This is a genomic window from Streptomyces sp. F63, from assembly GCF_018070345.1.
Taxonomy (GTDB): domain Bacteria; phylum Actinomycetota; class Actinomycetes; order Streptomycetales; family Streptomycetaceae; genus Streptomyces.
Map to the genome: position 1 here is coordinate 57,929 of NZ_JAGPXX010000005.1, position 25,026 is coordinate 82,954.

A 25,026-nucleotide genomic window follows, 5' to 3' on the forward strand; every position below is an offset into this window, starting at 1 on the left:
CGATACCCGTTGCGACGTCTGGCTGGGGTGACATGGCACTGCGCTCGCGTACGCCCGAGGAACCGGGGCGGGGGGCGGACCCCGTACGCCGTCCGCGGTCACTGCGCACGGTCCTGCTCGTCCTGGCCCTCATCCCCAGCGTGGCGCTGGCGGCCCTGTGGGGGGTCAGCACGGCGCGGCTGGCGCTCGACTGGCGGCTGCAGGCCCGGCACGCGGCCCTGGCCGACCGCGGCATCGCGCTCACCGGCGACCTGGCCGCCGGCCTCCAGGAGGAACGGCGGCTGACCGCGGAGAGCCTGGCCGGCCCCGGGAGCTCCCGCGACGCGCTGAGAAAGCAGCGCGAGCGGACCGACAGGGCGGTCCGGGCCTTCCGCTCCGGTACGGACTCCGGCACCGCGGGACTGCACGGTGAGCTCCGCGACGCGCTGTCCCGGGCCCGGGAGGAGCTCCGGGTGCTCCCGGACATCCGGGACTCCGTGGACGACGGGAGCGGCACCCAGCCCGTGGCCTTCGAGTCCTTCACCGTCCTGATCGACAGCGCTCTCCAGTTCGCCGACGCCCTGGGCAACACGGACAACGGCGCGGTCAGCGTCCGGGCGCAGCCGCTGACCGACCTCATGTGGGCCACCGAGATGCTCGCCCGTGAGGACGCGGTGCTCACCCGCGGCTGGACCGCGGGGCACCTCGGCAAGACGGAGCGCTCCCGCCTCGTCGAGTGGATCGGCGCCCAGCAGTACCTCCTCACGGACCGCATCGAGTCGCGGCTGTCCGAGGCCGAGTCCGCGTTCCACCAGGACATGACCCTGAAGGACGCCTGGCACACCAAGACCGTGGTGGAACAGACGCTGCTGCAGCTCCCCCTCACCGAGCCCGGCGACCTGCCCCGCGAGGCCGGTCAGTGGCGGAAGGCCATGGCCGGCCTGCGGCCCCCGCTGCGGGAGCTGACCGGCAGACTGGCCGCCGACTTCAACCGGGCCAACGACGGATCGGTACGGGATCTGATGGCCCGCACGGTCGCCGCCAGCGCCATCGGGCTCGGCGCGGTCGTCGTCGTCATCGGGCTCAGCCTGTGGCTCACCGGCTCCCTGCGGCAGCGGATCCTCGCACTGCGCGACGAGGCGGCGCGGCTGGAGACGGAGCTCCCGGCCGTCGTGGAGCGGCTGCAGCGCGGCGAGGACATCGACGTCGAGGCCGAGGTGCGGGAGGTCCCGCACGGCGACGACGAGCTGGGCCGGCTCGGCCAGGCCCTCAACCTCGCCCGCCGCAGCGCCGTCGAGACCGCCGTCCGGGAGACCGAGCAGCACCGCGGCTTCGAACGGCTGCTTCAGCGCATCGCCCGCCGCACGCAGCTGCTCATCGGTCTCCAGCTGAAGAAGCTCGACGAGATGGAGCGCCGCCACGAGGACCCGGAGGTCCTGGAGGGGCTCTTCGACCTGGACCATCTCGCGGCCCGGCTCCGCCGCTACGAGGAGAACCTCGTCATCCTCGGCGGCGGGCAGCCGCAGCGGCGCTGGCGCAGGCCCGTCCCGGTGCTGGACGTGCTGCGGTCCGCGCTGGGCGAGGTGCAGGACTACCGCCGCATCCAGATCGAGGTGCAGGGCAGGCCGTGGCTCTCCGAACGCGCGGTCGGCCCGGTGGCGCACATCCTCGCGGAACTGATGGAGAACGCCGCCGTCTTCTCCAAGCCGCCGAACCCCGTGGAGGCACGGGCCGGTGTGGTGGGCCGGGGCCTGGTCGTGGAGATCGAGGACCGCGGTCTCGGCATGGAGCCGGAGGAGTACGAGCGGCTCAACGCGATGATGGCCGAGCCGCCGCGAATGGACATGATGTCCCGGGCCGACGACGCCCGGCTGGGCCTGTACGTGGTGGCGCGGCTGGCCGCCGGGCTCGGGCTGACGCTCGAGTTCCGCCCGTCGGTGTTCGGCGGCACCCGGGTGATCGTCATGATCCCCGCCGAACTGGTGGCCGGCGAACCGGAGCCGGAGAGCGATGCGCCCGAGGGCGCCGCGGCCCCGGCCGGGAGGGCCCTGCCGGCGGCCCGTGGAGCGGGGGAGCCGAAGGACGCCGCTCAGCCGTCCGCCGCGGAAGAGCCCTCCCCCGGACTCCCGCGCCGCTCCCGGGGACAGGCCGCGGCGGCCGTGACCGGCGGCACCGGTACGCGCGACGGCGGGGCCGCCCCGCACAGCGGTGCCGTGAACGGTGCCGGCGGCGGGGCGAGCCCGCTGCCCCGGCGGGTCCGGCAGGCCGGCCTCACCCCCGAACTCCGGAACCCGCCGCGGCGGACCGGCACCGACGAGGACGCGTCCCCCCACGCGCATCCGGCACCCGAGCGCTCCGGCGCGACGGTGGGCGCGTTCCAGCGCCAGTCCCGCATCATCCGCGGGCCGGCCTCCGAGCAGGACCTCCCCCCGGCCGACGTCAGCCCGCCCCAACCCGGCGGAACAGCAAGGGAAGACCGAGAATGACACAGCGCACCACGGCAACCGACCGGGACCTCGACTGGCTGCTCGACGGACTGGTGGAACAGGTGGCGGGGACCCTGCACGCCGTCATCCTGTCCGACGACGGCATGGTCGTCAGCCAGTCCGGGACCATCGAGCGGACGGACGCCGAGCGGCTGGCCGCCGTGGCCACCGGCCAGCAGAGTCTCGCCCGGGGCATCGACGAGCTCTTCAACGGCGGGGCGGTGCGCCAGATCATCGTGGAACTGGCCGACCTGTGGCTCTTCATCATCTCCGCGGGCAAGGGCACGCACCTCGCGGTGATCGCCTCCCAGGAGGTCGACGCCGAGGTCATGTCGGTGGCGATGTACACCCTGGTCCAGCAGGTCGGCAAGAAGCTGGGCACCGAGCCCCGCGGCGACGCCCCCGCCGGTGACGGGGGTAGATCTGGTTGAGCCACTGGACGGAGGGGCTCGGACCGGACGACGCCGACGGGTCCCTGGTCCGGCCGTACACGATCACCCGCGGCCGTACGGTGCCGGAGCGGGAGGGCCTCACACTGATCACCATGGTCGTCACGACGGACCGGGACCAGCCCCCCGCACGCGGCCTGGAGCCCGAGCACCGCGCCATCCTGGAGCGGTGCCGGGTCCCGGCCGCCGTCGCGGAGATCGCGGCCGCGCTCGATCTGCCGGTCTCCGTGACCAAGATCCTGATCGGGGATCTGATCGCGCTGGGCGGGGTGACGACACGGCCGCCGATGACGGCCGCGCAAGCCGGACTGGACAGGACTCTTCTGCGGGCGGTGAGGGATGGGCTCGAACAACTCTGACCACGGAGCCGGACCGGAGCGTGGCCGGGCGGCTCCGGCGGCCGTCAAGTTCCTCGTCGCCGGTGGCTTCGGGGTGGGCAAGACGACCCTGGTCGGTGCGGTCAGCGAGGTGGCCCCCGTCCGGACCGAGGAGTATCTGACGCAGGCCAGCGCCGGGGTGGACGTCATCGAGGAACTGGCGGAGAAGAGCACCACCACGGTGGCGCTGGACTTCGGCCGGATCACCATCAGCGCCGACCTGGTGGTCTACCTCTTCGGCACGCCGGGCCAGGAACGCTTCTGGTTCATGTGGAACGACCTCGTCAACGGCGCTCTGGGGGCGATCGTGCTGGTCGACACCCGGCGGCTGGCGGTCAGCTTCGCCTCCATCGACTTCTTCGAGAACCGCGGTGTCCCGTTCGTGGTCGGGGTCAACTGCTTCCACGGGCACTGCGACCGCACGGAGGAGGAGGTCCGGCACGCCCTCGACCTCGACCCGGCGGTCCCGCTGCTGCTGGGCGACGTCCGGCGGCCGGAGGTGGGACGGGATCTGATGCTCGCCCTGGTCGATCTGCTGATGGCGATGGCACCGCCGGACGGCGCCCGGGCCTCCCGGGGCGCCGAAGTGCGCTGACGGCCCCGACGGCGAACGGCCCGGGAGGGACGTGTTCAGCCGATCGTGCGGTGGACGCTCTTCCGGCGCACCGGGCCCGGAGCCGCATCGGCGATCCACGGCCCGTCGCCGCTGGGATCGAGGACACCCTCCTCCAGCCAGGTGTACGCCCCGCCGAGGACGCCCGCGGCGACCTTGCGGTCGAGGTCGTCGGTGTTGGTCCACAGCCGGCGGAAGAGTCCCTCGGTGCGGACGCGCGCCTGCCGGCAGAAGGCGTCGGCCAGCTGGTACGCCTCCCGGCCGTGGTCCGCCTCGCGGCGCAGCCGCTCCGCCCGGGCGCAGGCCGCACTGACGGCGAACAGTTCCGCGCCGATGTCCACGATCCGGCCGAGGAAGCACTGCCGGCTCTCCAGCCGCCCCTGCCACCGGGACATGGCGTAGAAGGTGGCGCGGGCCAGCCGGCGGGAGGAACGTTCCGCCCAGCGCAGATGGCGGGCGAGGTCCGGGTGGCCGGCCGGATGGAACTCCCGGTACGAGCCCGGCCGCCGGCCCGGCCCGGTGAGCAGCCCGGGCAGCCAGCGGGCGTAGAAGCCGCCGGCCCGGGCACCGGCGCGGGCCTTCCCGGCCAGGGGGACGTCCGGGTCGATGAGGTCGCCGGCCACCGACAGATGGGCGTCCACGGCCTCCCGGGCGATCAGCAGATGCATGATCTCCGTCGAGCCCTCGAAGATCCGGTTGATGCGCAGATCGCGCAGCAGCTGTTCGGCGGGGACCGCGCGTTCGCCGCGCGCGGCGAGGGAGGCCGCGGTCTCATAGCCGCGGCCGCCGCGGATCTGGACGAGGTCGTCGGCGATGCGCCAGGCCATCTCGCTGCCGTAGAGCTTGGCGAGCGCGGCCTCGATCCGGATGTCCGTGCGGCCCTCGTCGGCCATCCGCCCGGCCAGGTCGACCATGGCCTCCAGGGCGAAGGTGGTGGATGCGATAAAGGAGATCTTGGCCCCGACGGCCTCGTGCCGCCCGACGGGCCGGCCCCACTGCTCGCGGGCGGCCGACCACTCGCGGGCGATCTTCAGGCTCCACTTGCCGGCGCCGGCGCAGATGGCGGGGAGGGAGAGCCGGCCGGTGTTGAGGGTGGCGAGGGCGATCCGGAGGCCCGCTCCTTCCGCGCCGATGCGGTGAGCGGCGGGGACCCGGACGCGGTGGAAGCGCGTCACGCCGTTCTCCAGGCCGCGAAGTCCCATGAACGCGTTGCGGTGTTCGACCGTGATGCCCTCGGAGGAGGCCTCCACCACGAAGGCGGTGATGCCGCCGCGGTGGCCGTCCCCGGCCGGGACGCGGGCCATGACGACGAGCAGATCGGCGACGACGCCGTTGGTGGTCCAGAGCTTCACCCCGTCGAGGAGGTAGTCGTCGCCGTCGGGCACGGCGGTGGTCGCGAGACGGGCCGGGTCGGAGCCGACGTCGGGTTCGGTGAGGAGGAAAGCGGAGAGGTCCGTGCGGGCGCAGCGCGGCAGGAAGGCCTCCTTCTGCTCCGGGGTACCGAAGACCGCCAGCGGCTGGGGGACGCCGATCGACTGGTGCGCGGAGAGCAGGGCCGCGATCGCCGGGCTGACGGAGCCGGCGAGGGCGAGGGCCCGGTGGTAGTACACGTGGCTGAGCCCGAGGCCGCCGTACCGGGTGTCGATCTTCATGCCGAGCGCGCCGAGGTCCTTGAGGCCGCGGACGACGTCGTCGGGGATGCGCGCCTCGCGCTCGATGAGGGCGCTGTCGACGCGGGTGGCGAGGAACGTGCGGAGCCGGGCGAGGAACGCCTCCCCGCGCCGTTCGTCTCCGGGGTCGGGGGCGGGGCCGGGGTGGACGAGATCCGGGCGGAACCGGCCGAGGAAGAGCTCCTTGGCGAAGCTCGGCCTGCGCCACTCCTGTTCACGGGCGGCCTCGGCCACCTCGCGCGCTTCGCGTTCGGAGACGGAGGGACGGGTGGACGGTGCGGTCACGGGGCTCACCTCGCCGCGAGTAGGGGGTGCGGGGCCGGCACCGGCCGGGGCGGGGACGGCGGGGCTCCGGCCGGGCGGTGGGGGCTGGTGACGGTGTACCCGGCCGGGGACGGCACATACCGGGCGCCCCCCGAACCGATGGGCCGGACGGCGGGGGGGCGCCGGTACGCAACGGGACGCGTTCGGGGACGCGCCCCCGCTCCGGGGCGCCTCTGAAGCGCGCCGCCGACGCCCGTTGAAGCGCTTCGACACTCCTCCTGGACAGCTTCCGGTCACCGGTCTACTGTCGTTCCACGGCAGGGATCGACGGGCGGGGCCGAGCAGGCAGTCGAAGCGCTTCACCCGCCCCTGGCCCGCCGTCCGTCACCGTCGCACCGCTGGGGAACTGCATGGTCACACTCGCCGAGGTCGCCCGGCACGCCGGGGTCTCCGCCAGCACGGTGAGTTATGTCCTCAGCGGCAAGCGCTCCATCTCCGCCACCACCCGCGACCGGGTCGAACGCAGCATCGAGGAGCTCGGCTACCACCCCAACGCGGGCGCCCGCGCACTGGCCAGCAGCCGCTCGAACATCATCGCGCTGATGATGCCGCTGCGGACCGACATGTACGTCCCCGTGATGATGGAGATCGCCCTCGCGGTCGCCACCACCGCCCGCAACCACGGCTACGACGTCCTGCTGCTGACCGGCGAGGAGGGGCCGGCCGCCGTCCGCCGGGTCGCCGGCAGCGGCCTGGCCGACGCCATGATCCTGATGGACGTCGAACTGCTCGACGCCCGTCTGCCGCTGGTGCGCGAGACCGGCCGGCCCGCGGTCCTCATCGGGCTCCCCGCCGATACCACCGGACTGACCTGCGTGGACCTGGACTTCGCCGCGACCGGCGCGCTCTGCGCCGAGCATCTGGCGAAGCTCGGCCACCGGGAGATCGCCGTGATCGGCGAGGCCGCCGCCGTCTACGAGCGGCACACCGGCTTCGCCGAGCGGACGGTCGAGGGGCTCCGCCGCCGCGCCCGCGAACTCGGGCTGCGCACCCTGCACCGGCCGTGCGAGGGCAGTTACCCGTCGCTGGCGGGCACCCTCGCCCGGATCTTCGGCGAACGCCCGGACACCACCGGCTTCGTGGTGCAGAACGAGAACGCGATCGACCCGCTGCTCAGCCTCCTGCGGGAGCAGGGCCGGGCCGTGCCGGAGGACGTGTCGGTGGTGGCCGTCTGCCCGGAACAGGTGGCCCTGCAGGCGTCCGTGCGGCTCACCTCGGTCGCCATCCCCGCCCAGGAGATGGGACGCCGGGCCGTGGAGCTCGTCATGGAGAAGCTGGAGGGAGGCGGCCGGCCCCACACCACCCTGCTTCCCCCGCAACTCACCGTCCGGGCCAGCTCCGGTCCCCCGCCCGCCCGGGACTGAGCACCGCCGCGCCGCGCTCCCCGTATCACCGCTCTCCCCTACCACCGCTCCCCCCGTACCAGCGGACCCGCACGCAGTCCGACCGGCCGCCGTCACCCCAGAGGAGCGCATGTGAACCCGTCACCGCAGTCAGCCTCGCTCGCCCAGTCCTCCCCCACGGCCGGCACCTTCCGCGAGAGCGGCGGCGCCCTGGAGTGGTCGGGCCGGCGGGAGACCGTACGGCTCGAACCCCGGGGCCCGGACGCGATCCGGGTCCGCGCCCGGCTCGGCGGCCCCGTCCTGGGGAGAACTCCTGTCGTGCGGCGGCGAGCATCTTCCGCGAGGCCTTCGGGTCGGCTGCCTGGGAACGCAGGTAGGCATGGGCCAACTTATCGGCCTGGAGGTCGTCGGGGTCATCCAGATACAGGCCGCGCGTGTGCATCTCCAGGTAGACCACCGACATGAAGCGGAGCGGGTGCCGTTCGTCGTCCCGTCCGAGAATCAGGAAGTGGCCGCCCGACCCGGCGGCCGAGGCTCCGGATCTGTGCGGGAGAACCTGGATATCGATGTTCGGCCGCCGGGACGTCTCTTCCAGACGGGCCATCTGCTCCGCCATCACCGCCTCGTCGCCCACGACAGTCCGCAGCACGCTCTCGGTAAGGATCGCCCACAGGTGGAGGTTCTCGCGTTCGAGGATGTCCTGACGCCGCATGCGAGCCGCGACCTTGCGTTCGATCTCGTCCCGATCGGCGCGCACGTCGCCGGCCTGATGGGCCGCCAGCGCGTAGGCGCGAGTCTGCAGGAGCCCGGGAACGAGGATGTTCGCGTAGGCGTGTACGTACTCCGCGGCCGTTTCAAAGCCGGCCAGCGGGTCCATCCACTCTGGAATGGCCGGATCGCCGACCCACCAGCCCTCGCCCTGTCCGCGGACCGACTCGGCCAGGGCCTCGCGCTCGGCCTCCGTGGCTCCGCAGGCATCAGCGGTCCCGCGGACCATCGGCACGGTGCACATCAGGCTCCGTCTCACCCTGTCGGCCGGCAAGGTGACGGTAGCCGTGACCGACAGCGGCCCGCGGTACCCCATGCAGTCGTCCGCACCGGAAGAAGAGAGTGAGCACGGACGCGGGCTCCTCCTGGTGGAGGCGCTGTCGGACTCGTGGGGCCACGAAGCGCATGGCGACGGCTCGCGTGTGTGGGCCACGATGCGCACCCGGTGAAGCGTCAGGGGCTCACGCGGCGACCGGAACACCTGCACCCCGTGAGCCTCTGCGCCGTCGGGCCGTCGTTCAGTTCGACGAGACGCCGAAGTTGTTGGTGCGGAAGTCCAGGCCGCCCGCCGAGGACGTGATCTCGTAGCCGAACTGGACGTCGCCGATGGTCTCGTCGCCGATCCAGCCCTTGGTGTTCTTCAGCCAGTCCAGGACCGGCTTGATGTTCACCGTGCCGGCGGTCGAGTTGGAGGAGCGGATGAAGGTGTAGACGGCGTTGTGGCCGTTGTCGCCCCGGTACACGGACCAGCTGTGGCCGCCCAGCGAGACGTCGCCCTGGTGGGAGCCGAGGGGGCCGACCGGGCCCGTCCGGTTGACCCAGAGCATGATCTCGTGGTCGTAGTCGGTGTCCCAGATGTCGTAGCTCGTGTTGTAGGCGCCGGAGTTCGGGACCGTGACGTTGTAGTGGCTGGTCAGCGTGGTGATCTGGCTGATCGGCTTGTTCACGGTCTTCTTGGCGTTCGGGTAGGACTTGATGCCGCCGGTATTCGGGTGGTCCGCCCAGACGCCCCAGTCGCTGTACGAGTTGGCCCAGATGGTCTGCGGTCCGGTGCCGGAGCCCCAGATGTTGTTGTAGAGGGTGTAGCCACCGTTGGACCAGGTGCCCCACTGCTCCGAGGAGGACCAGACGGCGGCGTGGGCGGGCGCGGTGGCCAGGGTGGTCAGTCCGGCCAGCGCGGCCGCGGCGGGGAGGGCGGTGCGGAGCAGCGTCCGGCGTGGAATGCGGGCGGTGGAGGGGGTGGAGGGGGTGGAGGGTCGCACGGGGGTTCTCCTTCTACGGGGGTGGGGGTTCGGGAACGTGCGGTGCGGGTGGCGCGTCCGGTGCCCCGTCCCGCCGGGCCCCGGTGCGCAGCGCGGCGGCGCCGTGCCGGTCGAGGCGGACGGCACTGGTGTGGTCCCGCCCGGTCAGCACGTCGGTGGCCGGGGCGGGGAGCGGGACCACGGCCGGGGCGCCGCTGTGGTTGAGGAGGAAGAGCAGGTCGCCGCGGCGGACCGCCTCCACGCCGGCGGGGAGTCCGGGGAGCGCGGGCCGCAGCCCGGCGGCGGTGGCCGCGTGCGTCAGCAGGGCGCGCAGCGCCGGGGGTTCGGGCAGGGTGGAGACGTACCAGGCGGTGCCGGCGCCGTGGCGGTGGCGGGTGACGGCCGGGCCGCCGTCCAGTTCGCCGCCTTCGAGGACGGCGACGGGCTCGGCTCCGGCGAGTTCGAGGTCCTCGGTCCAGAGGCTGCCGGTGAAGGTGTCCGGCAGTCCGCTTCCGGCGGTCGCGGCGGTCTCAGCCGGCGCGGAGGCCGCGGTGGTGGTGACGGTGACCGTCTCGCGCTCCGCCAGCGGCCACCACTCGTGCACGGTGGCGAGGCCCAGCAGTTCGCGCAGTCGCGCGTCGACGCCGCCGGGGCGCACCCGGCCGTCGCCGTCGGTGACGCCGGTGAAGAAGCCGCAGACGAGGGTGGAGCCGCCGCGCACATGGGCGCTGAGGTTCCGCAGCGCCTCCCCGGTGAGCAGGTGGAGGTGCGGCACGGCGACGAGACGGTAGCCGCTCAGGTCCGCGTCGGGGCGGGCGAAGTCGGTGGTGATCCCCGCCTCCCACAGGGCCCGGTGCCAGGCGCGCAGCAGGCCCTCGTGGGTGACGAGGGCGGAGGGGCGGCCCTCACCCCGGGCGGACCACCAGGCATCCCAGTCGTGCAGGACCGCCGCCCCGGCCGGCACCGGCCGTCCCGCCACCTCGCCGCCCAGCCCGGCCAGTTCGGCCCCGAGTTCGCGCACCTGTTGGAAGGTCCGGCTGTGCTCCCCCGCGTGCGGCAGCATCGCGGAGTGGAACTTCTCGGCGCCCTGCCGGGACTGCCGCCACTGGAAGAAGCAGACGGCGTCGGCCCCGCGCGCCACGGCCTGCAGGGACCACAGGCGCATCAGTCCCGGCGGCTTCGGCCGGTTGACGGGCCGCCAGTTCACCGCGCCGGCGGCCTGCTCCATCAGCATCCAGGGACCACGGGCCTGGGAGCGGGTGAGGTCCTGGACGAGGGCGTTCTCCGCGCCGCCGTGCGGGTCGGCGGGATCGGGGTAGATGTCGGCGGAGACGACGTCCTCCTCGGCGGCCCAGGCCCACCCGTCCACGCCCGGGAAGAACGGCATGAAGTTGGTGGTGACGGGGGTGTCCGGGTCGTGTCCGCGCAGGATGTCGCGTTCGGTGGTGAAGCACTCCAGCAGCGCGTCGCTGGTGAAGCGGCGGAAGTCGAGCTCGTGCGCCGGGTTGAGCAGGTATTGGGCGCGGCGCGGCGGGATCAGTTCGTCCCAGCTGCCGTAGGTCTGGCTCCAGAAGGCCGTGCCCCAGGCTTCGTTGAGCGCGTCGAGGGTGCCGTGGCGCCGCCGCAGCCAGCGGCGGAAGTGGCGGGCGGTGGACTCGCACCAGCAGGGGGTGGCGTACTCGTTGCCGACGTGCCACAGGCGCAGCGCGGGGTGGCCGGTGTAGCGGGCGGCGAGGTCCTCGGTGAGGGCGGCGGCGTGCTCGCGGTAGACGGCGGAGGAGGCGCAGAAGTGGTTGCGCGAGCCGTACCAGACGGTTGCGCCCGCGGGGTCGCGCGGCAGGGTGTCCGGGTGGCGGGCGCCGAGCCAGGGCGGGGGCGAGGCGGTGGGGGTGGCGAGGCAGACGCCGATGCCGGCCTCGTCCAGCAGGCCGAGGACGGTGTCCAGCCAGCCGAAGTCCCGTGCGCCGGGCTCGGGTTCGATGCGTGCCCAGGAGAAGACGCCGACGGTGACGAGGGTGACCCCGGCCTCGCGCATCAGCCGGATGTCCTCGGTCCACGTCTCCTCGGGCCACTGCTCGGGGTTGTAGTCGCCGCCGTAGAGGACGCGGCCCCGGGTGGCGTCCGCCGGGCCGGGCCGTGCGGACCGTCCGCGCCGTGCGGGGCGTCCGGGCCGTGCGGGCCGGCTCACGCGGGCGCTCCGTGCGGGGTGCCGTGCTCGCCGGTGCCGAGGCGGACGCGGCCGGGGATCCGGGCGTCCCCGGCGGTGGACCGGCCCGTCCGGACCACCCGGTGCGCGTCGTCCCGGACGCGGCCCCGGGCGGTGCCGCTGCCGTCGCCGCGGCGGTGCACGGCGGGGACGGCCCGGCCGGCGTTCCGGGTGAGGGCGGAGCCCGGGACCGGGGTGCGTCCGCCGGGTGCGGAGAGGTGCGGCATGTCCTGGGGAGCTCCTTCCGTGTGAGCGGACGGTGGCGGGTCGTGCGGCCGTGCGGTGGCGCAGAACACGGGCGCGGGCCGGGACCCGGCCCCGGCGAGGGGGGACCGGGACCGGGTCAGCCCTTGATGGCGCCCGTGAGCATCCCCTTGGTGAAGTGCTTCTGCACGAAGGGGTACACGGCCACCACCGGGATCAGCGCCAGCACCATGACGGCCATCTGCACGGCCAGCCCCGGGACCTGCTGGGTGGCGATCATCTGGGACATGCCCTGGGGTGCTTCCTGCTTGATGACGAGCTGCCGCAGGATCATCTGCAGCGGCCACTTCCCGGAGTCGTTGAGGTAGATCATCGCGTTGAACCACTGGCTCCAGTAGCCGACCGCGTAGAAGAGCGAGATGACGGCGATGACCGCCTTGGACAGCGGCATCACGATGCGCAGCAGGATGCGCCACTCCCCCGCGCCGTCGATGCGGGCGCTGTCGATGAGCTCCGGCGCGGTGTTCATGAAGAAGGCCCGCAGGACGAGGATGTTGAAGACCGAGACCGCGCTCGGGAGGATCATCGCCCAGTAGCTGTCCTGCAGGCCGATGCCGGTGACCAGCAGATAGGTGGGGATGAGGCCGGCGCTGAAGAACATGGTGAGCAGCAGGGTCATCAGGATCGGCCGGTGCAGCAGGGAGCCGGGCCGGGAGAGCCCGTAGGCGCAGAGGATGGAGACGGCCATGCTGATGGCGGTGCCCACCAGGGTGACCAGCAGGCTGACGACCGTGGCGCGGGTGACGGTCCCGCCGCTCAGCAGCTCCTGGTACGCCCGGAAGGTGACCGTCCTCGGGACGATCACCAGCCCGCCGGCCTCGGTGATGGTCCTCTGGTCGGAGAGGCTGGTGACGACGACCACCCACAGCGGGCCGAGGATCGCCAGGCAGACGGCGGCGAGGGTGGCGCCCTTCAGGCCCTGCCCGACCGGCCCCGGCTCCTCCTCCCACACGGGCCGCCCGCCGCGCCGCCCCGCGTCCGGTGCCGCCGGGGCGGCGGACGGCGGGTCCGGCTGTGCGGCGGCCGTCCGCGGCGGTGCCGTGGTGCTCACTTCCGGTACACCCCCTGCTCGCCCAGCAGATGGGCGACCTTGTTGGCCAGCAGGACCAGCACCACGCTGAAGACCCCCTTGATCAGGCCGCCCGCCGCGGCGACGCCGTAGTCGCCGTTGGCGATGCCGACCCACCACACATAGGTGTCGAACACCTCGGAGGCGCCCGGCCCGACCGCGTCGCGCTGGAGGAGGATCTGTTCGAAGCCGACGGTCAGGGCGTCGCCGACGCGCAGCACCAGCAGCAGGGCGATGACGGGCCGCAGCGCGGGCAGCGTCACGTGCCACATGCGGCGCCACCGTCCGGCGCCGTCGGCCGCCGCGGCCTCGTACAGGTCCTGGTTGACGGCGGAGAGCGCGGCGAGGAAGACGATGACGCCCCAGCCCGCGTCCTTCCACACCAGTTGCGCGGTGACCAGGAACGTGAAGACCCCCGGGTCGGTCATCAGATCGAAGCCCTCGTAGCCGCGGGCGCGCAGCAGCTGGGAGAGCAGCCCGGCGCCGCCCAGCATCTGCTGGAAGACGGTGATGACGAGCACCCAGGAGAAGAAGTGCGGGAGGTAGAGCACGCTCTGCACGACGGCCCGGACGCGTTCGCTCATGAGGCTGTTGAGGAGCAGCGCCAGCGCGATGGGGACCGGGAAGAACAGGGTGAGCTGGAGGAAGGTGATGGCGAGCGTGTTGGCGCCGGCGTCCCAGAAGCGGCTGTCGGACAGCAGCAGGGAGAAGTTCTCCCAGCCGGTCCACGGGCTGTCCCACAGCCCGGAGAGATACGGGTCGTAGTCCTTGAAGGCGACCGTGGTCCAGATCAGCGGGACGTACACGAACAGCGCCAGCAGGCCGACGGCCGGGAGCGTCATCAGCAGCAGGGAGCGGTCCCGGCGCAGCCGGTGCCGGCGGCGGGCGGACGGCGCGGGGCGGGGCGCGCCCGGGCGGCCGCCGTCGCCGGCACCGCTGCCGCCGTCCGGGGCGGGGGTGCCGGGGGGCGCCCCCGCGGCCCGGGGGCGTACGGCGCTGCTCACACTCCGCTGCCGTTCTTCTCCAGCAGCTCCGCGTACCAGTCGCGCAGCTTGTCGCCCCCGCCCTTCCGCCAGTCGGTGACGGCCCGCTGCGCGTCGCGCAGCGATTTGCGGCCGCGGACCACGTCCTTGGCGAGGTCCTCGAACGGTGTGTAGAGGGAGGCGTACCGGGTGGGCTCCTGGATCTGCATGCCGTGGAAGAGCGGCTTGCGCATATGGGCGCCCATCCGCTGCATCCAGCCGCAGTAGTCCTTCACCACTCGGGGATGGTCGGGGTAGGCGACGGCGGCCTCGGCGGAGACGATGAAGCGGTAGGTGTCCTGGACCTCCTTGACGCCCTTCTCCGTCTTCACCGGCACGCCGTCCTCGATCGTGTGGTGCTCGCCCTCGGTGCCGTAGTCGATGAGCCGCTGCTCGCGCGTGCCGTAGGGGGCGGCGATGAAGTCGGCGATCGCGAGGCACTCCTCGATCCGCTCCTTCGACAGCTTCTTGTTGAGGAAGGACCAGAGGCTGGCGGGGGCACCCCGGTAGAGGACGGGGTCGCCGCCACCGGGACCGAAGAAGTCCATGGCCTGGATGCGGAAATCCGGGTTGGCGGCGGCCTGTTCGAAGGTGAGGCCATACCACTTGGCGTCGCCGTCGTTCATCATCAGCGACTGGCCGGAGGTGAAGCGGGTGGCCGCGTCGTTGGCCTTGCCGGCGACGGCGTCCGGGTGGACGACCCCGGCGGCGTAGAGCTTGCGGGTCCACTCCAGCGCTTCGAGCCAGGCGTCCGTCTCGACCTTGTGGACGAGCTTGCCGTCCCGCTCGGTCCAGTAGTACGGCTTCTCCGGCGGGCAGCCGAAGATGATCTGGGCGGACCACCACATGTCCTCGCAGGCCCACCGCTTGCTCGCGGGGCGGGTGATCTCCTTGGCGAGGGCGAGGAACGCGTCCGGGCTGTCCGGGACCTCCCAGCCCTCGTTCTCGAAGAGGTCCTGCCGGTAGAAGGGGACGACGCCGCCGAGCGGGCGCGCGGGCATCGGCAGGCCGCGCAGCTTCCCGCCGAAGACGGACATCTGCCAGGCGGCGGTGGGGATGGCGGCGAGGTTGGGGTACTTCTTCACCTTGTCGCCGGAGAGATACGGGCCGAGGTCGGCGAACTTGGCGCTGATCGCACCGTGGATGCGGCCCTGCATCTCCCACTGCGGGACGCAGACGATGTCGGCGATGCCGTCGGAGGCGAGGACGGCGCTCAGCTTCTCGCCGTAGGTGTTGCCGTCCTGGGTCTGCCAGCGGATCTCGGCGCCCAGCGCCTCGTTGACGGCCCGGTAGTACGCGGCGTCCTTCGGCGGCGGGGTGCCCCAGAGCGGGGTGAAGGCGGTGTACGTGCCGCCGCGGCCCGGCTTGCCGCGTACCGAGGCGGTGAGGTCCCCGGGCGCCGGGGCCCGGGTGAAGCCGGGGCTGGAGCCGTTGCGGCTGGGGATGTCCGGATCGCTCGCCCGGGAGGCCACATGGGCAGGCAGCAGCTTCCTGAGGTCCTTGCCGCTGGTCGTGCCGCCGCGGTTGGTGCTCTCGCCCGAGGAGCACCCGCTGAGCAGGGGTAACCCGCCGGCGGCCGCCGCGGTGACGGCGGCCGCTCCGGCGAGGAACGTCCGTCTGCTGCGCGGGGCGGGGCGGCCCGGGGCGGAACCGCGGTGCGGGGCGGAACCGCGGCCCGGAGCCTGGAAGTTCGGCATTGCGTCAACCCTTCGTGGCGTAACCGCCGCACGGCCAGTCCCTTGACCGCGTGGTCGAAGCGCTTCGATGGCGCTGAGGTTAGGTGCGGGGTTGGGGCCACGCAAGAGGCCCCACAAAAATGCTCGCGCCAGGGAGAGTTGACGCCCCGGGCCGCCTCGGGAAGCCCGCAGGACGGATGCGGTACGTCTTGACACCAGCACGGCCACAGCGCAGCATCGAAGCGCTTCGAAGCACACACCGCTTCCTCCCCTGCTGTTCCGCCTGTGGTACGCCTCCGCTCCGCACTCCCCCGCCCCGGACGCCCTCGGGGCACCCCGGCCGCGAGGAGACCGTCCGTGCCCACCGCTCCGCCGCCCCGCCGCGCTGCCCGGCTGCCGCGCAGACAGCGCGTGGACGATCTGCTCGCCCATCTCACCCTCGATGAGCGGATCGCGATGCTCCACCAGTTCGCACCCGCCGTGGAACGCCTGCGGATCGCCGCCTTCCGCACCGGCCAGGAGGCCCTGCACGGAGTCGCCTGGATGGGCCCGGCCACCGTTTTCCCCCAGGCCGTGGGGCTCGGCGCCAGCTGGAGCCCGGACCTGCTGCGGCGGGTCGGCGAGGCCGTGTCCACGGAGGTCCGGGCCCTGCGCGCCCGCGATCCGCGGGTCGGGCTGAACGTCTGGGCGCCCGTCGTCAATCCGCTCCGCGACCCGCGCTGGGGCCGCAACGAGGAGGGCTACTCCGAGGACCCCGCGCTGACCGCCGCGCTCGCCACCGCCTACACCCGGGGGCTCCGCGGAGACCATCCCCGGTACTGGCGCACCGCCCCCGTCCTCAAGCACTGGCTGGCGCACAACAACGAGACCGCCCGCGACACCACTTCCGCCTCCGTACCGCCCCGCGTGCTCCGCGAATACGACCTCCCCGCCTTCCGCGGACCGGTCGAGGCGGGCGCGGTGGCCGGTGTCATGCCGGCGTACAGCCTGGTCAACGGACGGCCGAACCACCTGTCGCCGTATCTGGCGGAGGAGTTGCGCACCTGGACGGAGCGGGAGCTCGTCGTCTGCTCCGACGCGGGAGCGCCCTCCAACATCGCCGGCTCGCAGGGCTACCACGCCACTCACGAGGAGGCGGCCGCCGCCCTGCTCCGCGCCGGAGTGGACAGCTTCACCGACCACGACCAGGACCCCACGCCGACCGCCGCCCGGGTGCGCGGCGCCCTGGAGCGCGGTCTGATCTCCGAGCACCACATCGACACCGCCGTCCGGCGGCTGCTGGCCATGCGCCGCGATCTGGGCGAGTTCGACCCGGTGGACGACCCGTACGCGGATCTCGGCCCGGAGCACGCCGACACCCCGGCCCACCGGGAACTGGCCCGCGAGGCGGCGGAGCAGGCCGTCGTGCTGCTGAAGAACGACGGCCTGCTGCCGCTCCGCGAGGACGGGGCCGCGGGCCGCAGTGCGAACGGCAGTGGGGACGCCGGTGGGGACGGCGACGGCGATCCATCGGACCGCGCCGGCACGGTCGCCGTGATCGGCCCGCTGGCCGACGCCTGCAAACGGGACTGGTACAGCGGTGACCTGATCCGCCGCAGCACCCTGCGCGGTGCGCTGGCCGAACGCCTCGGCCCCGGACGGGTCGTCCACGCCGACGGCGCCGACCGGGTGCGCCTGCGCTGCGCCACCGGCGGCTGGCTGCGCGTACCCCCCGGCCGGTCCGCGGAGCCGGCGGCCGGACCCGCCGGCTCCCTCAACCCCGCGCACGCCCGGGGCCGTACGGACCTCCCGCCCGTCACCCGCGGCGAGCACCCCACCGAACTGGCGCTCACCGACTGGGGCGGCGGTGTGCTCACCCTGAGGGCCCCGGACGGGCACTACCTCAGCGCCGCCGCCGACGGTTTCGTCCGGGCCTCCGCCAAGGAACCCGGCGGCTGGGTGGTCCAGGAGACCTTCGCCCTGGAACCGCACGGGCCCGGCCATCTGCTCCGGCACCTCGGCTCGGGCCGCCCCTGCCGCCTCACCCCGGACGGGCTGCGCGCCGACGGCGGAGGCGGAGGACCGGAAACGGCCGAGGTGTTCACCGTCGAGGTGACCGAGCGGGGCGAGGACGCGGCCGCCCGCGCCGCCGCCGCGGCCGGCACCGTGATCGTGGCGGCGGGGAACGACCCGCACATCAACGGCCGGGAGACCGAGGACCGCACCACGCTCGCACTCCCCCCGGCGCAGGAGCGGCTGTGGCGCGCGGCCCGCGCCGTCAACCCGCGGACCGTACTGGCCCTCGTCAGCAGCTACCCGTACGCCGTCCCGGAGGCCGACGCCGCGCTGCCCGCCCTGCTGTGGACGGCGCACGGGGGGCAGGCGGCCGGGACCGCGCTCACGCGCGTCCTGTTCGGGGACGTCTCACCGGCCGGACGGCTGCCCCAGACCTGGTACGCCCGCGACGCGGATCTGCCGGGGCTGTTCGACTACGACATCATCGGCGCCCGCGCCACCTATCTCTACTTCGACGGCGCGCCCCTCTACCCCTTCGGCCACGGCCTCTCCTACAGCGCCTTCTCCTACGGCGGCCTGACCGTGACCCGCGACGGCGTCGTCCTCACCGCCACTCTGACCGTCACCAACACCGGGGACCGGGACGCCGACGAGGTGGTCCAGCTGTACGCGCGCGCCGGCGCCCCGCGCGTACCGCGCCCGCACCGGCAGCTGGTGGCCCACGAGCGCCGCCGGCTCGCCGCCGGGGAGACCGGGCGGTTCACCTTCACCGTGCCGGTGTCCGCGCTCGGCCACTGGGACGTGGCGCACGGCCGCTGGACCACCGACCCGGGCCGCTACGAACTCCAGGCCGGCGCCTCCGCCGCGGACATCCGGCTGACGGCGCCGGTCACCGTCGGCGGACCGCCGCCCGCCCCGCGCCCGGTGCGGAAGGCCGGCCTGGAGGCCGCGCACCACGACGTGTCGGAGAACGCCGTACTGGTGGACCGGGCGAAGACCCGGGGCGACGCGGTGGCACCGGCGGACCCGGGCACCGCGGCCCGGCTGCTCTTCCGCGCCTGCGACTTCGGCCCGGAGGACGGGACGGCCGCCACCGCCCCGGAAGCCCGGGGCGGTGGCGGAACGGGCGGGGGCGGAGCGGGCGGCGGCCCGGCCGCGCGGGACACGGTCGTCCTGCTGGCGGCCCGTGCGGAACCGGGCGAGGCCCGGATCGGGCTGGCCCTGGCCGACGGCACCCCGCTCGGCGAAGCCGTTGTCCCCTGCACCGACAGCCCCTATGCGTACCGGGCCGTGGAACTTACGCTGGGCGGCGCCCCGCGCGGTGTGCGGGACCTGTGGATCACGCTGCGCGGAGCGGTCCGCCTCGCGCGGCTCGACTTCGGACTCCGGGACGCATCGAGGGAGCCGTCCCGGGCGGCCGGAGGGCACTGACCCGGTGCCGCGGTGTCTCCCGGGCGGGTGAGACACCGGAAGCCGGGCCGGTCCCGCCGGCCGCACCTGAGCGGCCGGGGCGCGTCGTGTGGGCTGCGCGCCCCGGCCGTTCGCTGCCCGCCCCGCCGGACGGCGCTCACAGCCGCCCCGCGGGCTGCGGGTTCCTACAGATCCAGGCCGGTCAGGACCATGACCCGCTCATAGGTGTAGTCGTCCATCGCGAAGCGCACGCCCTCCCGGCCCACGCCGGACTGCTTGGTGCCGCCGTAGGGCATCTGGTCGGCCCGGTAGGACGGCACATCGCCGATGATCACGCCGCCGACCTCCAGCTCCCGGTGCGCGCGGAAGGCGGTGCGCACGTCGTGCGTGAACACCCCCGCCTGCAGCCCGTACTGGGAGTCGTTGGCCGCCGCGAAGGCCGCCTCCTCGCCCTCCACACGGGTGAGGGTCAGCACCGGCCCGAAGACCTCCTCGCAGGACACCTGCACGTCGGACGGCACGTCCGCGAGCACGGTCGGGGCGTACGTGGCCCCGTCCCGCTCGCCGCCGGTGAGCAGCGTGGCGCCCGCGCCCACCGCCTCCCCGACCCAGGACTCGACGCGCTTGGCCGCGTCCTCGCTGACCAGCGGGCCGACATCGGTGGCCGGGTTCGACGGGTCGCCGGTCACCTGCTCCTTGACGGCCGCGACGATCCGGGGCACCAGCCGGTCGTACACGGAGGCGTCGGCGATGACCCGCTGGACGGAGATGCAGGACTGGCCGCCCTGGTAGTTGGAGAAGGTCGCGATCCGCCTCGCGGCCCAGTCGAGGTCGGCGTCCGAGGACCAGTCGGCGAGGACGATCGCCGCGCCGTTCCCGCCGAGTTCGAGCGTGGTGTGCTTGCGCGGCGCCGAGTCGAGGATCGACCAGCCGACGGGGCCGGAGCCGGTGAAGGAGATGACCGGCAGCCGCTCGTCGCGCACCAGTGCGGGCATCCGGTCGTTCGGCACCGGCAGGACGCTCCAGGAACCGGCGGGCAGGTCGGTCTCGGCGAGCAGTTCGCCCAGCAGCAGCCCGGAGAGCGGGGTGGCCGGGGCGGGCTTGAGGATGATCGGGGCGCCCACGGCGAGGGCCGGGGCGACCTTGTGCGCGCACAGGTTCAGCGGGAAGTTGAACGGGGCGATGCCCAGCACCGGCCCGCGCGGGAAGCGGCGGGTGAGCGCGAGCCGCCCGGCGCCGCCCGCGTCGGTGTCCAGACGCTGCGCGTCACCGCCGTTGAAGCGGCGTGCCTCCTCGGTGGCGAACCGGAAGACGGAGACGGCGCGGCCGACCTCGCCGCGCGCCCACTTGAGCGGCTTGCCGTTCTCGGCGGAGATCAGCTCGGCGATCTCCTCGGCCCGTTCGGCCAGCCGCCGCTGGACGTGCTCCAGCGCCGCGGCCCGGACGTGCGCCGGGGTGGCGGCGAACTCGGCCCGGACGGCGTGCGCCGCGGCCACGGCCTCGTCGACCTGGGCCTCGGTCGGGACGCTCGCCCTGCCGACGAGCCTGCCGTCCCAGGGTGAGGTGACATCGAGTGTGCCGTCGCCGGTCGCCTGCCGGCCGGCCAGCCAGAACGCGTGGGTGTGGGTCACAGCGGATCCCGGCCCTTCCGAGGTGGTGGGGATGGTGCGGTGTGCCTGCTGGGTGCCTGCGGGATGCAGGCGGGGGTGCAGGTGCGGTGTGCTGCGCACCACGTTAGGGGCGGCGGCGCCGAATGGCGTTTGTCCGCGGTGGAGCGGTGCGCCGGTCCGGCTAGGACGCTTCGGCGTGCCGCGCTCCGGCCGGCCCGGGGCCGGCGTGCCTCCCGCCCGCCGGCCCGCCCCGGACGCCCCGCCCCGGCCGGGCCGCGCGGCCTCAGTCCGCGCTGGTCGCCTTGAGGGCGAGCCAGAGCTCCATCCGGGCGTCCGGGTCGTCGAGGGAGCGCCCGAGGATCTCCTCCACCCGGCGCATCCGGTAGCGCAGGGTGTGCCGGTGCACGCCCAGGTCCGCGGCGGCCGCGTCCCACTGGCCGTGCCGCGAGAGCCAGGCGCGCAGCGAGGCGACCAGATCGCCGCGGCCCGTGGCGTCGTGCTCCCGGAGCGGGCGGAGGATGCCGTCGGCGAACGCCCGTACCGCGTCGTCCGCGAGCAGCGGCAGCACCGACCCGGCCGCGACCTCCTCGTGCTCGACGAGCACCCGGCCGCGGCGGCGGGCCACCGACAGCGCCTGCTCGGCCTGGCGGTAGGCGGACACGGCGGCGATCGGCCCGGTGGGGGCGGAGATGCCGACGGCGAACGCGGCCACGGGCGCCGCGCTGCGCTCGCCCCGGCGCCGGGGCGAGCAGCGTCCCGCACCCTCGTACTCCTCGGCCAGCCGCTCACAGGCGGCGACGGCGGCACCGCCGTCCGCGGCGAGCACGACCAGCCGGTCGCCGTCGGGCACGGCCAGGAGATGCTCCCCGCTCCGGGCCGCGGCGGTCTCCAGGGTGTCGGCGAGCCGGCCGAGCGGATCCGGGGCCGCCCCGTCACCGCCGGCGGGAACCGCGTCCGGGGTCTGCGGACCGGCGCGTTCCGCGACGAGCACCCGGAACGGGGCGTCGAGCAGGGCACCGTAGAGACTGCCGGCGACCGTGCGGGCGTGGTCCGGCTCACCCGCCAGGAGCATCCGCAGCACGGCCGAGCCGAGACGCTGCTCGGCCGCCGCCAGGGTGCGGGAGCGTTCAGCCGTGAGGGTCAGCAGGGCGACGGCCGAGTTGACGGCGTAGCGCTCGGCGGTGCCCAGTGGGGCGCCGGTGCCGACGGCCAGGACGCCCCGGGCGCGCCGGCCGCTGCCGAGGGACTGCAGTTCGATCCGGTCGGCTCCGTCGTCGTCCGCTCCGGTACCGCCGGTGACGGCGCTGGCCGGAGCCGGCCGTTCGGACAGCCGCTCGACGTCCGAGGTCAGCCGGGCGGCGCGCCGGGCGGCCCACTCGGGGGCCGCGGCGACCACCGCGCCGGACATGTCGTAGAGGGCGGCCCAGCCGCCGACGTGCGCGGCGAGCCGGGCCAGCAGCGCCTCGGGGCCCTGTGGGCCGAGCGCCGCGCGGGTCAGCTCGCGCTGGGCCTCGAAGCCGGCGGTGACCGCCTGGTACTGCTCGGCCGCGATGGCCGCCGACACGGCCTTGCTGATCGCGATGAACGGGGTCCGGCGCGGTACCTCCAGCAGCGGCATCCCCTCCTCCGCCGCGGCCGACACCAGCGCCTCGGGGATGTCCTCGTAGTTGACGCCGACGGCGAAGCCGAGCCCGACGACCCCCGCGCCGGCGAGCCGGCGGACATAGGCCCGCATCTCCTCCGCGTTCTCGGCGTCCAGCTTGAGCGCGGTGACGAGCAGCAGTTCGCCGCCGTCGAGATAGGGCACCGGGTCGGCCAGTTCGCTGGCGTGGGCCCAGCGGACCGGGGTCTCCAGCCGCTCCTCCCCCGCGCGGACGGCGAGCTTGAGCGCTGGGTGGGCCACGAGGGAGGCGAGCGTCGGCGGCATGGGTCCTTCACGGGAGGCGGAATGACGCGGGACCGAATGGGCCGTCCCGTATGAACGGCATGGGTCGATTCTGCCTCACTGTAGGGTTGCCGCGCAGCCCACGGGTCAGCTCCGCAGATCCACCAGGAGCGGCGGAGTGTGCTCGCCGCGGGCCGTGGTCAGCGAGACCACCGCGTGCTCCGGCGGCAGCGAGTGCGCCAGCTCGGAGGCCGACCAGCGCTCCCGTTCCACCTGCCGGACCGTCACCGACTCACTGGTGACGGCCCGCCCGGTCACCAGCCGCCGGATGACGTGCACCACCCGGGTGAGCGGTTCGTCGGTGACGATCTGCCGGTTGGTGACGTCGCGCGCCTCCACCCACTCCTTCCCCCACACCTCGGCGAAGCGCGCGCCGTCCCAGGTCGTCACCCCGGCGAACGCCATCCGGCAGCCGACGGTGCCGAGCAGGGTGCTGCGCAGCGCCTCGGGCACGTCGTCGAGGGTGCGCAGGGTGAGCAGGACCCCGGCGTTGGCGGACCGCAGCCGCTGGATGCCGCGGAGCGACTCGGCGGTGACGGTGTCGGAGGCGTCGTGCAGGATCAGGCAGGCGAAGAGCGAGCGGTCGGCGCGGCCCGCGGCACACTCGGTGAACTGGGCGAGCACCAGCCGCGCCAGGATCCGGGAGGCTTCGGCGTGGCCGCGCTCGGGGAGGTCGATGCGGACCCGCAGCGGGTGGTCGAGGGAGCGCAGCGAGAAGGGGCGGCTGCCCTCGGCGGTGGCGAAGAAGTCCGCGAAGGCGGGCCGGTCGAGCAGCGCCAGCCGGTCGGCGAGCAGGGCGCAGGCGTCGTCGGCACGCCCCGACTGCCGTTCGCGCGCGTCGAGTTCGCGGGCCTGGGCGAGCTGCCCGGTGTCCCGCAGGGCCGTGCGGAGCGCGTCCAGGGCGGTCGCCGATCCGTCGAGCAGTTCGCGGAGCTCGGGTACGGAGGGAAAGCGGCCGTGGGCGGCCCGGAAGGGCCCGAGCAACTGGGCCAGCGCCGTCGGGGCCCGGCGGGCGCCGCCGGGCTGCGTGGCGGCGAGGTCGCCGATGAGGGCCTCGGCGAGGATGCCGGCGGCCTCGTCCGGGTCGGTGGTACCGCCGTAGAGGTCGAGGTCATGGGCCGAACCGGGGCGCCCGATGCGGATGACGACGTCGAAGAAGCCGTCGGGGGCGAGCTGGGCGCCCGAGGCGCCGACGGCGACGACAGCGGTCCGGCCGGTGAGCGCCTGGAGGCAGAGGGACTCCAGCACCGGCCGGACCAGCCGGCCGGTCTTCCCCGCGCCCGGCGGGCCGACGGCGAGCAGCGAGGTGCCGAGCAGTTCGGGCGCCAGGGCGAAACCCGCCCCGCGGTGCCGGTAGGGGTTCCGGCGGTCGTCGGCGGCGGTGCCGAGACGGACCTGCCCGGCGGCCAGGTCGTGGCGGGCCGTGCGGACCGGCAGGTCGCGGGCGCCGGACGGGTGGAGGCAGGCGGCGGCGCCGTGTCGCAGCACGGTATCGGTGAAGGCGGGCAGCCGCTCCGGCCGGCCGCGCACCCCGGTCCAGGCGCGCCGGATGCGGGCGTAGTCCACGTCGGTCAGCCGCCCGGCGCGGGCCTCGGCGGCCAGCCGGCCGGCGGCGTCGGGAGCACCGCCGGAGCGGAGTTCGGGCCACTCGGCGGGGTCGGCCTCCGGCGGGGGCGGCGGGGCCTGCCGCTCGCCGTCGTCCCACAGCCTCCGCAGCAGCGGGGCGACCCAGCGCCGGTACAGCTCCGGCCAGCGGCCGAGCCGCCCGAAGACCACGATGAGCCCGGCGGCGAACAGGCCGTAGTAGATGTACGCGGCCCAGACGTACGCCAGGTGGTTGCCGCCCGCCGCCCGCCAGGAGTCGGGGGTGAAGAGCAGCAGGGGCCAGAGCCAGTAGTCGCCGAGATAGCCGTTCCAGCACAGCGACCAGATCAGCCAGCCGCAGAGGAACGAGATGAGGGCGCCGCTGAGCAGGGAGCGGCCCGGGATGCGCTCGGGCTCCTCCGGCGGCCGGGGCCGGTGGCCGAAGCGCCAGATGCCGGGCGGGGTCTCGGGGCGCGGGGCGCGCACCCAGGCGAGGAAGGGGGGTGGCGCCTCGGCGGCCGCGCCGCCGGGGCCGCCGGGGCCCTCGGGGCCGCCGAAGCCGCCGGGGCTCCCGGGACCGCCTTGGCCGCCCGGGCCGTCGTGGCGGCCGGGGCCGTCGTAGCCGCCGGGGCCGTCGTAGCCGCCGGGGCCGCCGCCCGGCCGGGCGGCGGGCGCGGGCGGTGCGGGCCGGCTCACCGGGTACGGATCCGGGGCGGCCGGGGCTCCGCCGTCCACGGGGCGCGGGGGCGGCACCGGCGCCGGGGAGCCGGGCGGCCGCAGGGGTGGCGGGGCAGCGGGCGGGCCCGCGGGAGGCGGTACCGCGCCCGGGTGTCCGGTGCCCCGGCGGCCGTCGTGTGCGCCTTCGGTGTCCATCTGCCGCCTCTCGCCCCCTGACCCGCCAACCGGCCTGCCGTTCCCACCCGTTCAATCTAGTGCCCCGCACCGCGCCCCGGCCCCGCCGCGTGCCCCGCCTGCCCGCGTTCCCGGCTCGCCGC

Annotated in this window: 17 protein-coding genes and 2 pseudogenes; 8 read left to right on the forward strand and 11 right to left on the reverse strand. The window is 74.5% G+C overall.

Annotated elements, in window-relative coordinates:
- Positions 1-32: 32 nt before the first annotated feature.
- Genes KBZ10_RS07665 through KBZ10_RS07680 form a run of 4 tightly spaced genes read left to right on the forward strand, consistent with a single transcriptional unit; the run spans position 33 to position 3,886 of the window.
- Positions 33-2,465: a nitrate- and nitrite sensing domain-containing protein gene (locus KBZ10_RS07665; RefSeq protein ID WP_210986760.1), complete on the forward strand. Its 2,433-nt coding sequence runs from the start codon at positions 33-35 to the stop codon at positions 2,463-2,465.
- The gene (locus KBZ10_RS07670) at positions 2,462-2,896 is read left to right on the forward strand and encodes a roadblock/LC7 domain-containing protein (protein WP_210986761.1); all 435 of its coding nucleotides are present in this window, start codon (positions 2,462-2,464) and stop codon (positions 2,894-2,896) included. The genes KBZ10_RS07665 and KBZ10_RS07670 overlap by 4 nt, the downstream gene beginning before the upstream one ends.
- The gene (locus KBZ10_RS07675) at positions 2,893-3,273 is read left to right on the forward strand and encodes a DUF742 domain-containing protein (RefSeq protein WP_210986762.1); all 381 of its coding nucleotides are present in this window, start codon (positions 2,893-2,895) and stop codon (positions 3,271-3,273) included. The genes KBZ10_RS07670 and KBZ10_RS07675 overlap by 4 nt, the downstream gene beginning before the upstream one ends.
- Positions 3,254-3,886 carry an ATP/GTP-binding protein gene (locus tag KBZ10_RS07680; protein ID WP_210986763.1) on the forward strand — a complete coding sequence of 211 codons (633 nt, stop codon included), beginning with the start codon at positions 3,254-3,256 and terminating at the stop codon, positions 3,884-3,886. Before KBZ10_RS07675 ends, KBZ10_RS07680 begins: the two co-directional genes overlap by 20 nt.
- A 35-nt stretch (positions 3,887-3,921) precedes the next feature.
- Here the strand turns inward: KBZ10_RS07680 and KBZ10_RS07685 are convergent, their stop codons facing one another.
- The gene (locus tag KBZ10_RS07685) at positions 3,922-5,859 is read right to left on the reverse strand and encodes an acyl-CoA dehydrogenase family protein (RefSeq protein ID WP_210986764.1); all 1,938 of its coding nucleotides are present in this window, start codon (positions 5,857-5,859) and stop codon (positions 3,922-3,924) included.
- 389 nt (positions 5,860-6,248) lie between these two features.
- On the opposite strand from KBZ10_RS07685, the gene KBZ10_RS07690 reads away from it, so the two are divergent.
- Together KBZ10_RS07690 and KBZ10_RS30475 are read left to right on the forward strand one after the other, a co-directional pair.
- Positions 6,249-7,262 carry a LacI family DNA-binding transcriptional regulator gene (locus tag KBZ10_RS07690; RefSeq protein ID WP_210986765.1) on the forward strand — a complete coding sequence of 338 codons (1,014 nt, stop codon included), beginning with the start codon at positions 6,249-6,251 and terminating at the stop codon, positions 7,260-7,262.
- A gap of 111 nt (positions 7,263-7,373) precedes the next feature.
- Positions 7,374-7,556: pseudogene (locus KBZ10_RS30475) on the forward strand (hypothetical protein); the annotation flags it as partial.
- A 70-nt stretch (positions 7,557-7,626) separates the two neighbouring features.
- On the opposite strand, the pseudogene KBZ10_RS29210 reads toward KBZ10_RS30475, so the two are convergent.
- Positions 7,627-8,238, reverse strand: a pseudogene (locus KBZ10_RS29210) (DUF5753 domain-containing protein); the annotation flags it as partial.
- Between KBZ10_RS29210 and KBZ10_RS30480 the strand changes: the two are divergent.
- Positions 8,129-8,458, forward strand: coding sequence for an ATP-binding protein (locus KBZ10_RS30480; RefSeq protein ID WP_374223322.1), 330 nt, complete (start codon positions 8,129-8,131; stop codon positions 8,456-8,458). The pseudogene KBZ10_RS29210 and the gene KBZ10_RS30480 sit on opposite strands and share 110 nt — an antisense overlap.
- A gap of 69 nt (positions 8,459-8,527) precedes the next feature.
- Here KBZ10_RS30480 and KBZ10_RS07705 read toward each other — a convergent pair whose 3' ends face one another.
- From KBZ10_RS07705 to KBZ10_RS07730, 6 genes are all read right to left on the reverse strand, one after another.
- Complete coding sequence (locus KBZ10_RS07705) at positions 8,528-9,232, reverse strand: hypothetical protein (protein ID WP_210986913.1); 705 nt, start codon at positions 9,230-9,232, stop codon at positions 8,528-8,530.
- A 52-nt stretch (positions 9,233-9,284) separates the two neighbouring features.
- Complete coding sequence (locus KBZ10_RS07710) at positions 9,285-11,438, reverse strand: beta-galactosidase (RefSeq protein WP_307847259.1); 2,154 nt, start codon at positions 11,436-11,438, stop codon at positions 9,285-9,287.
- Positions 11,435-11,683 carry a hypothetical protein gene (locus KBZ10_RS07715; protein ID WP_210986768.1) on the reverse strand — a complete coding sequence of 83 codons (249 nt, stop codon included), beginning with the start codon at positions 11,681-11,683 and terminating at the stop codon, positions 11,435-11,437. The genes KBZ10_RS07710 and KBZ10_RS07715 overlap by 4 nt, the downstream gene beginning before the upstream one ends.
- Before the next feature lie 116 nt (positions 11,684-11,799).
- On the reverse strand, positions 11,800-12,771 hold the full coding sequence (locus KBZ10_RS07720) for a carbohydrate ABC transporter permease (protein WP_210986769.1): 972 nt from the start codon (positions 12,769-12,771) through the stop codon (positions 11,800-11,802).
- Positions 12,768-13,793, reverse strand: a complete 1,026-nt coding sequence (locus KBZ10_RS07725) for an ABC transporter permease subunit (protein WP_307847260.1) — start codon at positions 13,791-13,793, stop codon at positions 12,768-12,770. The genes KBZ10_RS07720 and KBZ10_RS07725 overlap by 4 nt, the downstream gene beginning before the upstream one ends.
- On the reverse strand, positions 13,790-15,508 hold the full coding sequence (locus KBZ10_RS07730; RefSeq protein WP_210986770.1) for an extracellular solute-binding protein: 1,719 nt from the start codon (positions 15,506-15,508) through the stop codon (positions 13,790-13,792). The genes KBZ10_RS07725 and KBZ10_RS07730 overlap by 4 nt, the downstream gene beginning before the upstream one ends.
- A 336-nt stretch (positions 15,509-15,844) precedes the next feature.
- On the opposite strand from KBZ10_RS07730, the gene KBZ10_RS07735 reads away from it, so the two are divergent.
- On the forward strand, positions 15,845-18,913 hold the full coding sequence (locus KBZ10_RS07735) for a glycoside hydrolase family 3 C-terminal domain-containing protein (RefSeq protein WP_307847261.1): 3,069 nt from the start codon (positions 15,845-15,847) through the stop codon (positions 18,911-18,913).
- A gap of 164 nt (positions 18,914-19,077) precedes the next feature.
- Here the strand turns inward: KBZ10_RS07735 and KBZ10_RS07740 are convergent, their stop codons facing one another.
- From KBZ10_RS07740 to KBZ10_RS07750, 3 genes are all read right to left on the reverse strand, one after another.
- The gene (locus KBZ10_RS07740) at positions 19,078-20,523 is read right to left on the reverse strand and encodes an aldehyde dehydrogenase family protein (protein ID WP_210986771.1); all 1,446 of its coding nucleotides are present in this window, start codon (positions 20,521-20,523) and stop codon (positions 19,078-19,080) included.
- A gap of 262 nt (positions 20,524-20,785) precedes the next feature.
- Positions 20,786-22,429, reverse strand: a complete 1,644-nt coding sequence (locus KBZ10_RS07745) for a PucR family transcriptional regulator (RefSeq protein ID WP_210986772.1) — start codon at positions 22,427-22,429, stop codon at positions 20,786-20,788.
- A 105-nt stretch (positions 22,430-22,534) separates the two neighbouring features.
- On the reverse strand, positions 22,535-24,904 hold the full coding sequence (locus KBZ10_RS07750; RefSeq protein WP_210986773.1) for an ATP-binding protein: 2,370 nt from the start codon (positions 24,902-24,904) through the stop codon (positions 22,535-22,537).
- Between the last annotated feature and the right edge of the window lie 122 nt (positions 24,905-25,026).

Coding starts and splice junctions, on each gene's coding strand:
- KBZ10_RS07690 (WP_210986765.1), top strand. CDS start 6,249: ATGGTCACACTCGCCGAGGTCGCCCGGCACGCCGGGGTCTCCGCCAGC.
- KBZ10_RS07665 (WP_210986760.1), top strand. CDS start 33: ATGGCACTGCGCTCGCGTACGCCCGAGGAACCGGGGCGGGGGGCGGAC.
- KBZ10_RS07730 (WP_210986770.1), bottom strand. CDS start 15,508: ATGCCGAACTTCCAGGCTCCGGGCCGCGGTTCCGCCCCGCACCGCGGT.
- KBZ10_RS07750 (WP_210986773.1), bottom strand. CDS start 24,904: ATGGACACCGAAGGCGCACACGACGGCCGCCGGGGCACCGGACACCCG.
- KBZ10_RS07670 (WP_210986761.1), top strand. CDS start 2,462: ATGACACAGCGCACCACGGCAACCGACCGGGACCTCGACTGGCTGCTC.
- KBZ10_RS07715 (WP_210986768.1), bottom strand. CDS start 11,683: ATGCCGCACCTCTCCGCACCCGGCGGACGCACCCCGGTCCCGGGCTCC.
- KBZ10_RS07680 (WP_210986763.1), top strand. CDS start 3,254: ATGGGCTCGAACAACTCTGACCACGGAGCCGGACCGGAGCGTGGCCGG.
- KBZ10_RS07745 (WP_210986772.1), bottom strand. CDS start 22,429: ATGCCGCCGACGCTCGCCTCCCTCGTGGCCCACCCAGCGCTCAAGCTC.
- KBZ10_RS30480 (WP_374223322.1), top strand. CDS start 8,129: ATGGCCGGATCGCCGACCCACCAGCCCTCGCCCTGTCCGCGGACCGAC.